Raw genomic sequence first — 13,962 nt, 5'->3', positions numbered from 1 at the left:
TGCTCAAAGACGGCCCAGTCGCATTGCGATGGGCCAACTGATCTTGCGGAGTTGCTGAGGATCTCCCCAAAGGCTGGTTAGCTCTCTTGCGAAGCTTTCCATCAGGCTTTGCTTGCCAGCCTTTGCCGCTGCTTTGACAGAGGACCACGTGCGCACGTAGCCGAGGAACTGCTCCAGCGTCCACTCCCGCTCAATAGACATCTCCGGATACTCCAGCTCCTGAAACGGAAAATCAAAACTGGCGTATCCGCTGTCGACGTGCTGGCGCTCTGGTGGCCAATAAGGGCCGATTTCATCGTAATAGAACTGGCGAAAACGGGTATTGCATTCGGCATGATTGATGGAGAGAACACCATAGCTGACGAGTGCGAGCACACACCCTGACGCACCAACACGCCTGACTTCCTCATAAAAACTTGCCAGATTAAACCAATGCGCAGACTGTGCGGCGACAATCAGATTAAGGGACGCATCTTCAGCTGAGCAGTGTTCTGCTGGCTCCACCGCAAAGCGAATGTTGGGAACGGGTGCTGCGTTTTCGATTTGGGAGGCACTGACATCTGTGGCAAGCACCTTCCTGAAATGTTTGGCGATCATGCCACTGAGTTGACCATTCCCGCAGCCAACATCCAAAGCCAGATTGTGCTGCTGGCATTGTGAGGCCAGAAACTCAACAAGCTCGGTAGGATAGGTTGGGCGGTACTTTGCGTAGCTCTCTCCAGCAGTCTGGAAATGTGATGCAGCCAGATTATCCTGTGTCATGTGCAAACCTCCCCTATTGACGGTGGGAGACTAACAAAAAACGCGGCCCCAGTAAGGGACCGCGTTTTAAAACTTTTGCCTGTCTGAAAGATTAGTTCAGTGGAGACAGGATGATCTCTACACGGCGGTTCTGCGCGCGGCCAGCTTCGGTTGCGTTGGACGCGATCGGGCTGGTCAGGCCGTAACCTGCTGCGGAGATGCGTGCACCGTTTACACCCTGATTATACAGGTAGTTGCTGACGGAGTCTGCGCGGCGCTGAGAAAGCTGCAGGTTGAACTGAGCGGACCCAGTGTTGTCGGTGTGGCCATAAACGTTCAGACGTGTCTGCGGGAATTCTTTCGCAACGAGAGAAACACTGTTGAGGACCTGCATTGCGCGGGAGGACAGAGTTGCCTGACCAACAGCGAAGGTCACATCATTTGGCATGTTCAGTACGATCTGGTTGCCGTTACGAGTTACGGAAACGCCAGAGGACTGGAGCTGCTGACGAAGCTGCGCTTCCTGACGGTCCATATAGTTACCAATACCACCACCAATCAGGCCACCAGCAGCAGCACCAACGAGCGCGCCTTCAACGCGAGCACTTTTGCCGCCAGCGATCGCGCCGATGATTGCGCCTGTGGCTGCGCCAAGACCTGCACCGCCTGCAGTTTTGGAAACGCGGGACTCACCCGTGTATGGATTGGTTGTTGTACATGCTGCAACGGAAAGGCCGAGAACAACAGCAAACGCGGCGTGCATCAGTTTTTTCATTTAAAATTCTCACATCGTAATTTTTGAGGGTCAGATGAATCACAATGAATCTGCCCCCTATCGAACATTAACCCTATCAAAAGCCACTGAGCGCCTAATACAAGTGCCCAATGAGACAGTGTCCTTGAATTCCACCGGATTTGTCGCCGAAAACAGCCATTTTTATTGGTTTGTGATAGCAGTCACACAAATCACCACTGAATTAAACAAAGCCTTTTGACACTCAAAAATTTGCCACAATTTCCGCAAGGCAATTTAAAGCATGCTGTTTAACGCCGTTTTTTCCTAAAAGATGAAGACTAAGGGAAGCCCAAAAACAAACAAGAAGGTGGGGTTCCATGAAAACGGTGCTTGTCCTTGCATTCAGCATTCTCAGCATGACGTGGTCATTTGCGCAAAGCCCAAATGCAGATGACCAGCTGCTTTTTGCCCCTGACCAACCAGCACCGCCTGAGCAGCCCTGCATCACTCTCAGCAACAAGAAGATTCTTTGCGGGAAGGCTGATGATGCTGGAAGCCAGCTTCTCAGCGTGTTCAAGGGCGTGCAGTATGGGCAAGCGACGCGGTGGCAACCCTCCAGTGTGTTTGATAAGTATGAGCCCAACGGCTACGAGGCATTGCAATACGGCGCGCGTTGCCCGCAGCCGATCTGGAATCCAAAAGATCAGCTACGCGGTGAAGAAGACTGCCTCTATATGAATATCTGGGCACCAGCTGATGCTATCAAGAACCTCAGCAAGCTGCCTGTCATGGTGTTTTTCCATGGCGGTGGTTTTATGGCTGGTGGAGCAGACAAGGCCTATCACGCTGCCGATAAAGAGATCATTGAGCTTTATTCCGGCAAGTCGTTTGCTGCTGATCAGAACATTGTGCTCGTGACAGTCAACTTTCGCCTTGGCATTCTCGGTACGCTGGCGACTGACGGGATCACCGGACAAGAGCCTTCCAACGGCGGCAACTACGGCTTGCAGGATCAACAAACCGCACTGAAGTGGGTGCAGAAGCATATTTCATCATTTGGCGGAGATCCTGAGCAGGTCACGATCTTTGGTGTGAGTTCCGGCGCGATGGCTGTTGGCCTACATATGTTCAGCGCTGATAGCTCTAAGGATCTGTTCCGCGCTGGCATCATGCAAAGCAGCGCATCTGCCTATAAGTATCGCAATAAAGAGGAAGGGCGTGACCTCTTCTACTTCTATCTAAAATGCCTGAGAGCTGTCATTCGCAATCCAGACTCGGATGAATGTGCGTTAACAGCACAGCTTGATGATCTGGAAAAAGCGAATACGCGACAAATTCTTCTGGCTCAGGCTTTGCTTCAGGATACGCTCTTCAAAAAAGGTGTGTTCCTGAGCGCCCTGCCTGGCAGCATAGCCTTTTCCCCCATCATCGATGGCAGTTTCCTTAAAGAACAGCCCAATGTGCAGATGGAAAAGGGTAATGAAAAGCCTCTGATGTTAGGCTTTAACAAGAACGAAGGCGTTCTGTTCGCGAACTTTATTGACGCGACCGGGAAGCTAAACGCTGTAACTTTCAACGGGATTTTGGGCCGTGATTACGAAAACCCGATGCTGATTGTGGGCCGCGCTGGGTATGGCGCACAAACTCCTGCTGCATATGGCTTGCGCCCGAAGACACCGGCCACGGCTCTTTCCAACCTTATTGGGAATTCAGTGCTCACCTGCCCTACTATGTCCGCCAACATCGAGCGGGAAAAGCCGAGCGATAACACGTGGCTCTATTTCTTCGCGCAGACATCTGTCGAGAATATGGAGAAACCGCCAACAAACCCGAAGGTGAATAATGCTTGCGGCCCACACAACCAGTGGAACAACGCCTGTCATGCATCGGAATTACCATTCGTGTTCAACACTATGCCGCCGGATGCGACACAAGAAGACAAAGACCTTGCTGTGAAGATGAACGCGCTTTGGGCGCAATTTGCAAAGACACCCACAGAGGGACCATCCAAAGACTGGAAATTGTGGAGCAGGCCGAAAATCGGCAACCCATCAAACTTCAATGTCCTGCAGGGTGCGAACATCGAGGCAACTTATGAGGATCTCTTTGAGCAATCCGATTGCGCGTTCTGGCTTGGGGAAGTTATTGAAAGGAATGCAAACGCCATTCTTATTCCCAAGCAGATACCTGAGGAATAATCCAGTCTTTTCAAGGAAATAAGGAAAAGAACTGGCGAAGCAGATGATCTCAACTATCTCACTAAGGAGCCTTAAGAAGAGATGGTACAGACGAGTGGATTCGAACCACCGACCTTCGGAGCCACAATCCGACGCTCTAACCAACTGAGCTACGTCTGCTTGCCAGTGGCGCGGAACATAGGTAGAATTTTTAAGGTTGGCAAGTCCCTTGAAACATCAAAATGAAAAAAGTCCACAACACTGATAAAAAATCGCCAGTTACACACTGCAACTAGGTGGTTTCACTCTGTTTTTCAGAGGCTTAAACGCAAAATCCTCCCGTATGAGTTGCAAATTGCTATGCAATCCAATCGGGAGGATATGTACGTTCTTGAAAAAATTTAGCCGGAATTATGCCAGCTTCATATCTTTCATAGATTTGTCGAAAGCTTCTTTTGCAGGCTGAGACATCGTGGTCGCAAGTTTCGTTGCAGTTTCCTGCATCTCTCTCACCTGTTGGCTCATCGCATCATACTGTTTGCGGCTGTAAGAAGACTGAAGCTCGATTGCTTCAGACAAGCTCTTCACACCGAACATGTCGCGAATGTGAGAGAATGCAGCTTCGGAATTGTCTTTCGCTGCATCGACAGCTTTCAGATTGATTTCCATGAAGCTGTCACGTGTCACTTCCATGGTCTCTTCAAGCATTGCAGATGCTTCTTCAGAAGCAGACTTCACTTTGGCATAACCTTCACGCGCCTGATCAACGCTCTTTTCGGTCATTTCCTGGATAAATGCAGGCACTTCCATCTTGTTCATTGCAAACACCTCATTCTCTACAGATTTGGTAGCTTTTGGAGCAGCCTGTTCAGTTTTCTTCTCGGATTTAGCAGTATCAATTTTCGCAGTAGTCATTTGGATTGCTCCTTATCGTCTTGAGAGAAACATAAAGGATCAAGGGGGAGAGAACCGTCTCCCCTTAGGTCAACTTGAGATTAATATAGGAGCTATTTTGTGCATTGCAACATTATTTTGCAGCGCAACAATATCGATTGCGCTTAAGCTGCTGAAACGAAGAAGAAAACTTTTTTATTCTGGTGGTGCAAATCGCGAGTTTGCAGCGGTGGGTTTTAATAGCATACTTCGAACGAGGCGCTGATACGCCTCATTCCGCCGTTGTTTGGGAAGGAATCAGCCCCCTTAAAACCAAGGCTCCTCAGAAGTCTCCTGCTTTTTTTGCTGCGTCCTTTACAACGCGGGAGGCTTTCTCACCCATCTCTCGCATTTGCGCTCCACTTTGCTCCATCTGCTTGTGCAAGTACTCTTGCTGCAAACCCACAAGCTCTTCCATATCGCGCGCCTGAAACATGCGCTGCGCTAATTCAAAAGCGGAATTCACATTTTGCTCGGCAAATGAAAGGGCCTGACGATGCATATCTGAGGAATCCACATGCATTGTGCTCGATGCATCTTCCATGCTGCTAACCGCATTTTCGGTTGCATCCATGAAATTATCAAAAGCCTTACGTGCCTGATCAATGCTTCGATCAGCAAATTCACGCATTTGATCCGAAACTTCAAAAGGAACTTTTGTATCTGCCATGCTCAAGCCTCCACCATTGTTGATTAAGGTTTCATTCGCATTGTGGAAAGGGCCTATTCCCTCCCCTATTTGCAACTCGTTTACTCTGATGTGGCAATGCTATACTTAACCATAGGGAAAGAAAATAGGAGCTTAGACGAGCACTGCAGTTTACGGTACTTTAAGTATACAGGAATTGTGGGGTGAATAATTGGGCGGCTTGTATCTATTGGAATTGACAGATGCGAAGTTCGGCGCTCATTTGTTAAACTCTAAGCCTTTATCAGGATTTAGCTTTTGAAATTGCCGGTGGGTGGGTTGCCATAAATGGCAGGCTCTGGTTTTTCAAAGCTTACAGATAAAGTAGGGTGGGGCTATAATTGGAAAAATGTACCCCTGATAAATTGAGGCAGGTTTCTTTAGTAAGCTTACAGCAAAACCGCTGAAGTCGCTTACATGCCCGTTTCAAACCGGATATCATTTGATAGCACCGCCAATTTTGCGTCTTGGTGCCTGTGAAAGAGAGTAGATTGCGTTTCTCAACCAACCCCTTCTTGGGAAACCTTCAGAGTAGGGACCGAGCTCGTGGCTGACTTTGTCTTCAAACGCCGACAACGGCCGATCCGCTTCACTTGGGAGCTGGACCGAAACGGCTGCTTTCGTAGCTTCTCGAAGGAGTTCGCCGAGCTATTAGGCCCACAGGATGCCGCTTTGATCGGCCTCCCGTTCGATGCTGTCCGCAAAAAGCTGAGGATTGGTAAGGTCCCGGCGATTTCGAAAGCTATCAAAAAACAGCGTGCCGTCAGCGGTGCGACACTGCTTTGGCCTGCCTGCAATTCCAACAAGGTTGTTCCTCTCGATTTATCTGCTCAACCGGTAGAAACAAAATCAGGCGAGTATGACGGCTTGCGCGGATTTGGGGTTATCCGCAGCGTCGATGCAAAGAAATCCGATGAACCTGTTGATCCGCTTACAGTTCTGACCAAGTTGCGTGCCGCGCTAAAAGAGGAAAGCGAAGACACTGAAGCTACCTCTGAACCGGCAAAGACAGAAACTCCTGTCAGTGAGCCTGATGTTGGGCTGACGCTTGAGCACGATCAGCCAGAACGATTTGTGCAAGGAGACGTCGCACCAATCGAAGCACTTTCCGAGACTGAGACACGTCATGTAACGGAAACTGTTGAGGCACCACTGGTTGAAGGCATTACGGCGCCAGGTTTCTTACAGAGTGAACCTGAGATTCCAGAGTTGATCGTTGATTTCAACGAGGATGCCGAGGAAGAAGAGCAGGACGTCGTTGAGAGTGCCGAACATCCTGAGCCGGAAACCTCTCCCGAGGCTGATCCGGTTGAAGAGGTGACAGTCGCGGTGGCTCTTGAGCCTGAAGCAGACGACGCTGCTGATGCTGAAATCAACCTCCCACCAGAACCGGATCTACCTGCATCAGACACACAGTCAGATGAAAATGGATTGCACTTTCTTCATGACGAAGAAGCAATTGCTGTTGAGGAGAATGAAGGGTTCCTTCAGCTGACGGATGCTGACGTCCTTCGCGATCCGACAGACCCTCTTGAAATTGCAGCTCCCGTTGAGGTCGAAGCGCAACCTGAGGAGATTTCTGAGCCTGAAATAGCTGATCAGACTGTTCCTGCTTCGGAAGGTCCTGAGCACGTGACGGCTGAAACTGATTTGCAGGCTTTTGAAGAGGATCTTACTGATGCTGAGGAAGCTCCACCAGAAACCGCAGAACAGGTGAGCGCTGCTCCGTCAATTCCCGAGCCAACCAGTAAAGATGACTTTGAGCGTGCTATTGCAAACTTGCCGGACGCACCGCAAAAGAAAGTCAGAACTGGTCCACGCAGCCTTGCGGAATTGACCAACAGCATTGTTCGCTTGGTAGATAAACATCCTGTTCCAAGAGAGAATGTTGGACTTTCCAAACCAGAGCGAGATGCCTTCGACAAGATTGCGCGGGCATTGGGTGCTGAGAAGAAAGATGAGCAAGCTGCTGTTCCGGCACAAACTGAAACCGCAAAAACAGTTCCTGCTACACCCGAAGAGACAGCAGCTCTTGCCGTAGCTGAAACTGATGTGGTGGAGACTGAGTTCCACGAAGAACCAAAGCCTGCAACAGCGGCGAAAGCTGACAACATTATTCCGCTGCCTGCTGAACCTGCGGCACGTGATGAAACCGTTGCAGCTGAGCCAAAGCAGGACAACGTAACCCATGTGGTTCTGCCACGCGTTCCACCAGATATTGAAGAAGCTGCAGAACGCGCTCGCGAAAAGACAGGACGTATTCCTGACAAGCCGATTGTAGCGCCAATCGATCCCCGCTTACTGGATCGCCTTCCGATTGGGGTCGCCGTTGTTCGCGACCGCGATGTTGTTTATGCAAACGACACTCTGCTTGAGCTGCTTGGTTACGAGCGCTTTGAAGGATTGAATGAAGCAGGAGGCCTTGAGGCAATCTTCGCAGAACCTGAAGAGTGCCCTACTCCAAGCTCTCAAACTGTAGACCGTATCGTACACGTACGGCTCGCAGAAGGTGGTGTGCTTTCCGTTGATGCGCGTATGCATGCTGTGCCTTGGAATGGTGCGCAAGCGCTCATGATCTCTGTGGTGGAGAAGATACAGGGTGAAGCAGATGCCCCTGCAGCTTCGGTTCACGTTCAGGCTGCGACTGGCTCCGAAACTCAAATCAAACATCTGCACACGCGCATTGAAGAGCTGGAATCCGTTCTCGCAACCGCGACAGACGGCGTGCTGGTGATGGATCAGCGCGGCATCATCCGCAGTGCAAATCACTCTGCAGAAGCCCTGTTTAATGCCGGCGAAGATGACCTTCTAGGTGCTCCATTTACGACATTCCTTGCGGATGAGAGCCACATTGCAGCACTGGATTATCTGGATGGGTTGGTCGCCAATGGCGTTTCCAGTGTGCTCAATGACGGGCGTGAAGTCATTTGCCAAACACTGGACGGCGATATCTTCCCAACGTTCCTAAGCATGGGACGTGTCAGCCACGCAAACGAGCAGCTTTTCTGTGCTGTGTTGCGCGATATTACCCAGTTCAAGCGAGCCGAAGAAGAGTTGGTGAGTGCCCGGTACAAGGCGGAGAAAGCCAACACTCACAAGTCTGAGTACCTGACTAAAATCAGCCATGAAATCCGCACGCCACTCAATGCGGTGATCGGGTTCTCAGAAGTGATGCAGGAAGAGCGCTTTGGCGAGCTTGGGAATGTGCGTTATAAAGAGTACGCCCGCGATATCCATCGCTCCTGCTCCCATATGCTGACGTTGATCAACGACCTGCTTGATCTGGCCAGGATTGAGGCTGGCAAGATGGATCTGGCGTTTGAAGCTGTTTCCGCAGCCGATGTAATCAATGAGTGCGTGGCACTGTTGCAGCCTCAGGCGAATGATCAACGCGTTATTATTCGCGCCAGTACACCTCTGTCTGTTCCTAAGATTGTGGCGGATCCAAAAACGCTGCGCCAAATCACATTGAACCTGCTGTCTAACGCCATCAAGTTCAACCGGTCCGGCGGTCAGGTGATCATCTCGCTTGTGCTTGATCCAAGTGGTGAAGTGCACTTGCGCGTTCGGGATACTGGCCACGGCATGTCGAAGGCTGATCTGGAAGCTGCGCTTCAACCGTTCCGTCGCCTTAATGCCTCTTCTTCAACAGAAGGGTCTGGTCTTGGTCTTCCATTAACCAAAGCCCTTGTGGAAGCGAACCGTGCTTCGTTTTCAATAAATTCTGAAGAGGATGAAGGTACGCTGGCTGAAGTCACTTTCCCACCTCAGCGAGTTCTCGCCGAATAACGCGCTCCTGTGGTGGCCTGACCATCGCAGGAGATTCGCATGCTCACACTGGCTGCTTTGGAATATGCTTCGCAAGAACTGCGGCGCCATATGGCCCCGACAGCGCTTTACAGCTGGCCCTTGCTCAATGACGCCTTAGGCTGCGAGGTCTTCATCAAGCACGAGAACCATGCGCCCACCGGATCGTTTAAGGCCCGGTGCGCTTTGCTTTATCTCCTACGCCAATCACAACGGCATGTCAGCTCTACAAGCTTTGTTGCCGCCACACGCGGTAACTTTGGACTGGGCATGGCGTGGGCAGCCAAAATGCTGCACCAGCGTGCAGCGATTGTTGTTCCTCAAGGCACTTCCAAAGAAACGACAGCGGCTATCCAAAGCTACGGCGCATTTTTGATTGAGCACGGCAAAGACTTTGAGGAGGCCCATACATTCGCCTGCCAGATGGCCGAGGATTCTAAGCAGGTGCTCTCTCCCGGCTTTGATTATGACCTTGTTCTGGGAGCCGCGACTTACGCGCTTGAGATCTTCCGCGCGATTAAGGACCTGGATGCCATCTATGTGCCTGTTGGTTTGGGCACTGGCATATGCGGATTAATATCTGTGCGTGACCTCTTTGGCCTGAAGACGAAGATTATCGGCGTGGTCGCAGAAAAGGCGGATGGGTGCGCCCGCTCTATTGAAGTTGGTGAATATACACTCACGTCTTCAGCCAATACCTTTGCTGAAGGGATTTGTGTGCGAGGGCCTGCCCGGGAAGCTTTTGCCTTAATCAGATCAGGCGCTGAGCGCATTATCCGTGTCAGCGAGGATGAGATTGCAGAAGCAATCCGTCTGCTTTATCGCACAACGCACAATGCGTGCGAAGGTGCTGCTGCTGCTGGTCTGGCAGGCCTTTCAAAAGAGCGTGCCAACCTGCAAGACAAAAGGGCTTCTTTCATCCTTTGCGGGCAAAACATGAACCGCATCTGGATGGCACGAGTGCTGCAAGGAGACACTCCGACTCCTTAAAATTGGAATCGTTTCTGCATATGAACGTGAGTACTGCACTCCCTCCAGACCAGTTTGTTTTCAACAACTCTGAGTTTTTCAGTAAACTTTTCCTTGAGGCTGACATGAGCCGCAATTGAAAATCATTCGCAATTGCAGATGGATAGCACCTTAAAAGCTGAATTTCACAGTTTAGAATAGTTCTATCTCATTGTTTTCACGAAGTTTATTAGTTGACAGAGAAAGTCAAGTTTCCGATATAACGGCAAATGACAAGCGTTTGCAGACGCGTACAAGATCACTCAGGAGATGTTCCGATGAAGTCGTTGTTTAAGGGAATTGGGCTGACAGCAGCTGGTTTTGCACTTGGTACAACCGGTATGGTCGCATCAGCTCAGGCAGAAGGCGAAGTGAATATCTATTCTTACCGCCAGCCAGAATTGATCAAACCACTTCTCGATGCATTCACTGCTGAGACTGGCGTCAAAGCAAACGTTGTTTTCGCTAAGAAAGGTCTTGGCGAGCGTATGAAGGCCGAGGGTAAGAACTCTCCAGCTGACGTTCTTCTTTCCGTAGACATTGGCCGTCTACAGGGTGCAAAAGACCTCGGTGTTACTCAGCCAGTCGTTAGCGATGCAATCAACGGCAACATCCCGGCAAACTTGCGTGACTCTGAAGGCCACTGGTTCGGTCTGACAACGCGCGCTCGTGTCATCTATGCTTCTAAAGACCGCGTTGCCCAAGATAGCATCACCTATGAAGAGCTTGCTGATCCAAAATGGAAAGGCCGCCTTTGCACCCGCTCTGGTCAACACGTTTATTCCATCGGTCTGATCGCTTCCATGATTGCTCACAAGGGCGAAGCTGAGACACAGAAGTGGCTGGAAGCTGTTCGTGACAACCTGGCACGTAAGCCAACCGGCAACGACCGTGCGCAGGTTAAGTCCATCTTCGCAGGTGAATGCGACATCTCATTGGGCAACACCTATTACATGGGCAAAATGCAAACCAACGAGAAAGATCCTGAGCAGAAGGATTGGGCAGCGTCAGTTCGCATTCTCTTCCCGAACACCGAAGGTCGTGGCACTCACGTGAACATCTCCGGCATGGTTCTGGCAAAAAATGCTCCGAACAAAGACAACGCTGTAAAGCTGATGGAATTCCTTGCTTCCGATGAAGCGCAGGCTATCTATGCTGCACAGAACTTCGAGTATCCAGTAGAGCCAGGCATCGCACCATCTGAACTGGTTGCCTCCTGGGGTTCCTTCAAAGCTGATGAAGTTTCTCTCAACGAGATTGCTGCTCAACGCGCAAAAGCGAGTGAGCTGGTTGATATCGTTGGCTTTGATAACGGTCCATCCAGCTAAATTCCAACAGGTAAATTGAGTTGAAGCCATTCCATGACATCCAGACACGGACATAGTGGATCGCCACAATACAGAACCGCCGCCCCCTCTTCTCGAGGGGAGCGGCTTCTTGCGTTTGGGACCTACTTTCTAACCGGCCTCGTTGTGATGCCGGTTCTTGCAATTGTTATTATGGCTATGGGCTCTTCGGGCAATCTATGGCCGCACCTTGTCTCAACAATTCTACCGCGTTCAATTGCCACCACATTCCAGCTGATGGTCGGTGTTGGTGTGATCGTGTTTGTTGTCGGGGTCAGCACAGCATGGTTAGTCACCATGTGCCGTTTTCCCGGGCGGCGCTGGTTTGATCTGGCGCTACTGTTGCCCTTTGCAGTCCCGACCTACATTATCGCGTTTTCGTATGTTGAACTGCTGGATTACACTGGTCCGGTGCAAGGACTGATACGCGATATCTTTGGTTTCAAGACCTCTCGTGACTATTGGTTCCCTGAGATCCGCTCTCTTGGTGGTGCCATGTTTGTCATGGGTTTTGTTCTCTACCCTTATGTTTATCTGAGTGCACGCGCCTCGTTCCTTATTCAGTCAGCTTGCGCGCTGGATGTGTCCCGTACCCTAGGCGCAGGTCCATTTCGCTTGTTCTGGAAGGTCGCGTTGCCGCTTGCACGTCCTGCTATTGTGGTTGGTGTGACCCTTGCTCTGATGGAGTGCCTGAACGACATTGGTGCAGTGTCCTTTTTCGGCGTGCAGACACTTACATTTTCGGTTTATGACACATGGCTCAATCGCTCTAATCTGACGGGCGCAGCTCAGATCGCAACAATCATGCTGGTGTTTGTGCTGGCGCTGATGTTCATTGAGTATTATGGCCGCCGCAAGCAGCGTTTTCATCAGACAACGGGTACTTATCGTGCTTTGCCGAGCTACGAGCTGCAGGGCTGGCGTGGCTGGGTTGCTGTGGCTGTCTGCGCGCTGCCTATCATTCTGGGCTTTGTCTTTCCGTCATTGTTGCTCCTGAGCCGTGCAAGTCGCCGTGTGGAAGATCTGTTTGAACCAGCCCTTTGGGCTGCTGCTGGCAACACTCTTTGGCTGGCTGCTGTGGCCGCTGCTGTTTCTATCGGCATCAGCCTGACCCTTGCCTATCGCCGCCGCCTGTTCCCAAGCAGAGTAACAACGACACTGGGCCGGGTAGCTTCGATTGGTTACGCTGTACCTGGCACCATTCTGGCCGTAGGCATTCTGTTCCCAGTTGCAGCATTGGACAACATGATCTCAGAGGGTTTTGAAGCCTTGCTCGGGTTTGGTACTGGCTTGCTTCTGATTGGATCAGGTACAGCGCTCATCTACGCTTATGTCGTCCGTTTTCTGGCTATGTCATACGGACAGATAGATGGCGGATTTGGCAAGATTACCCCGCACTATGATATGGCGTCTCGTAGCCTGGGACAGACTGCGTGGGGCACCCTTGGCCGCGTTCACATGCCGTTGATGAAGCCAGTCATTCTCTCCGCGACACTGCTTTCCTTTGTGGAGTGCATGAAAGAGCTGCCTGCAACGTTGCTTCTGCGTCCGTTTAATTTCGAGACACTCGCAACAACGGTTTACAACGCAGCTTCTCGTGAAGCGTTTGAAGATGCTGCTCTGCCAGCCCTGTGTATCGTGTTGGTGGGCATCATTCCGGTGATTATGCTGGCAAAGACAAGTGCCGATACATTCCGCGAGAAACGCGGCAACAAGCGCTTTTCCAAGGACACCTCAATGGTACCTGCTGAGTAAGAACGGAAAGAGTTTGCAATATAGAAAAGCCGCTGAAGATGTTCAGCGGCTTTTTTAGTATCTAATGAATCTGTATCCGATGTTATCTGGTCGCAGCTGCCAGTTTCAGCGCCATTCCAACAAAAACAACAGAGGCAATCCGGTTCATTACTTTCTGAGCAGTTATAGACTTGCTCAAACGATCGCCGATAGCACCTGCTGCGAAGGCGACTGAGCCAAAGACCAGAACTGCCGAAAGCATGAATACTGCCCCCAGCTGTAAGAACTGCGGCATAACAGGACCGTAAGCAGGATCAACAAATTGCGGAAAGAACGAAAGGAAGAAGATAGCGACCTTGGGATTGGTGATGTTCATGATTACACCGCGACGGTACAGAGGGATCAAAGCAGAATGATCGACCTTATTTTGTTGTACCGGCTCAGGCTTCGCTCTGAAGGCTCCCCACGCGAGATAAAGCAGATACCCGACACCAAGCACCTTGACGAAGGTAAACGCCAACTCGGACGCCTGAAAAATCGCGGATACACCGAGCGCCACAGCCGTTGTGTGAAAAATCAAGCCGGTGCAAAGACCAAGCGTCACCGCAATACCCGCCATACGACCACACACTGCAGACTGTGTCAGCACGAAAATATTATCAGGGCCTGGTGCCAATGCCAGCAAAACAGTGACAGTGAAAAAACCAGCCAGTACATCTATTGGGATCACGCGGTGCTCCAATACTTTACCAAAAACCTCTATTTTCATAGTTTATTAAGGCAAAGGAAACA

At 50.7% G+C, this 13,962-nt stretch carries 10 protein-coding genes and 1 tRNA gene; 5 read left to right on the top strand and 6 right to left on the bottom strand.

What is annotated here, in order from left to right:
* Positions 1-3: 3 nt before the first annotated feature.
* Together DHN43_RS23055 and DHN43_RS23050 are read right to left on the bottom strand one after the other, a co-directional pair.
* The gene (locus DHN43_RS23055) at positions 4-762 is read right to left on the bottom strand and encodes a class I SAM-dependent methyltransferase (protein ID WP_108820201.1); all 759 of its coding nucleotides are present in this window, start codon (positions 760-762) and stop codon (positions 4-6) included.
* A gap of 91 nt (positions 763-853) precedes the next feature.
* Complete coding sequence (locus tag DHN43_RS23050) at positions 854-1,516, bottom strand: OmpA family protein (protein WP_063286894.1); 663 nt, start codon at positions 1,514-1,516, stop codon at positions 854-856.
* A 338-nt stretch (positions 1,517-1,854) separates the two neighbouring features.
* Between DHN43_RS23050 and DHN43_RS23045 the strand changes: the two genes are divergently transcribed.
* Positions 1,855-3,675: a carboxylesterase family protein gene (locus DHN43_RS23045; protein WP_108820200.1), complete on the top strand. Its 1,821-nt coding sequence runs from the start codon at positions 1,855-1,857 to the stop codon at positions 3,673-3,675.
* 82 nt (positions 3,676-3,757) lie between these two features.
* Here the strand turns inward: DHN43_RS23045 and DHN43_RS23040 are convergent.
* From DHN43_RS23040 to DHN43_RS23030, 3 genes are all read right to left on the bottom strand, one after another.
* Positions 3,758-3,834: transfer RNA gene (locus DHN43_RS23040), tRNA-His, on the bottom strand.
* 231 nt (positions 3,835-4,065) lie between these two features.
* A complete protein-coding gene (locus tag DHN43_RS23035; protein ID WP_108820199.1) occupies positions 4,066-4,569 on the bottom strand; it encodes a phasin in 504 nt (167 codons plus the stop codon).
* 301 nt (positions 4,570-4,870) lie between these two features.
* Positions 4,871-5,257 carry a phasin family protein gene (locus tag DHN43_RS23030; RefSeq protein ID WP_108820198.1) on the bottom strand — a complete coding sequence of 129 codons (387 nt, stop codon included), beginning with the start codon at positions 5,255-5,257 and terminating at the stop codon, positions 4,871-4,873.
* A 564-nt stretch (positions 5,258-5,821) separates the two neighbouring features.
* Between DHN43_RS23030 and DHN43_RS23025 the strand changes: the two genes are divergently transcribed.
* From DHN43_RS23025 to DHN43_RS23010, 4 genes are all read left to right on the top strand, one after another.
* Positions 5,822-9,064 (top strand): PAS domain-containing sensor histidine kinase, encoded by a 3,243-nt coding sequence (locus tag DHN43_RS23025; RefSeq protein WP_108820197.1) that lies wholly within the window; start codon positions 5,822-5,824, stop codon positions 9,062-9,064.
* Between the two features lie 39 nt (positions 9,065-9,103).
* Positions 9,104-10,072, top strand: a complete 969-nt coding sequence (locus DHN43_RS23020; protein WP_108820196.1) for a threonine dehydratase — start codon at positions 9,104-9,106, stop codon at positions 10,070-10,072.
* Between the two features lie 296 nt (positions 10,073-10,368).
* A complete protein-coding gene (locus DHN43_RS23015) occupies positions 10,369-11,418 on the top strand; it encodes a Fe(3+) ABC transporter substrate-binding protein (protein WP_057460973.1) in 1,050 nt (349 codons plus the stop codon).
* 147 nt (positions 11,419-11,565) lie between these two features.
* Positions 11,566-13,191, top strand: a complete 1,626-nt coding sequence (locus tag DHN43_RS23010) for an ABC transporter permease (protein ID WP_108820195.1) — start codon at positions 11,566-11,568, stop codon at positions 13,189-13,191.
* 82 nt (positions 13,192-13,273) lie between these two features.
* Here DHN43_RS23010 and DHN43_RS23005 read toward each other — a convergent pair whose 3' ends face one another.
* Positions 13,274-13,900 (bottom strand): LysE family translocator, encoded by a 627-nt coding sequence (locus DHN43_RS23005; protein WP_108820253.1) that lies wholly within the window; start codon positions 13,898-13,900, stop codon positions 13,274-13,276.
* Between the last annotated feature and the right edge of the window lie 62 nt (positions 13,901-13,962).

Origin of the sequence: Pseudovibrio sp. Alg231-02, from assembly GCF_900143565.1 — a bacterium.
Taxonomy (GTDB): Bacteria; Pseudomonadota; Alphaproteobacteria; order Rhizobiales; family Stappiaceae; genus Pseudovibrio.
The sequence above is the reverse complement of the archived record's forward strand: the minus strand, read 5'-3'. Positions and strand labels throughout refer to the sequence as shown.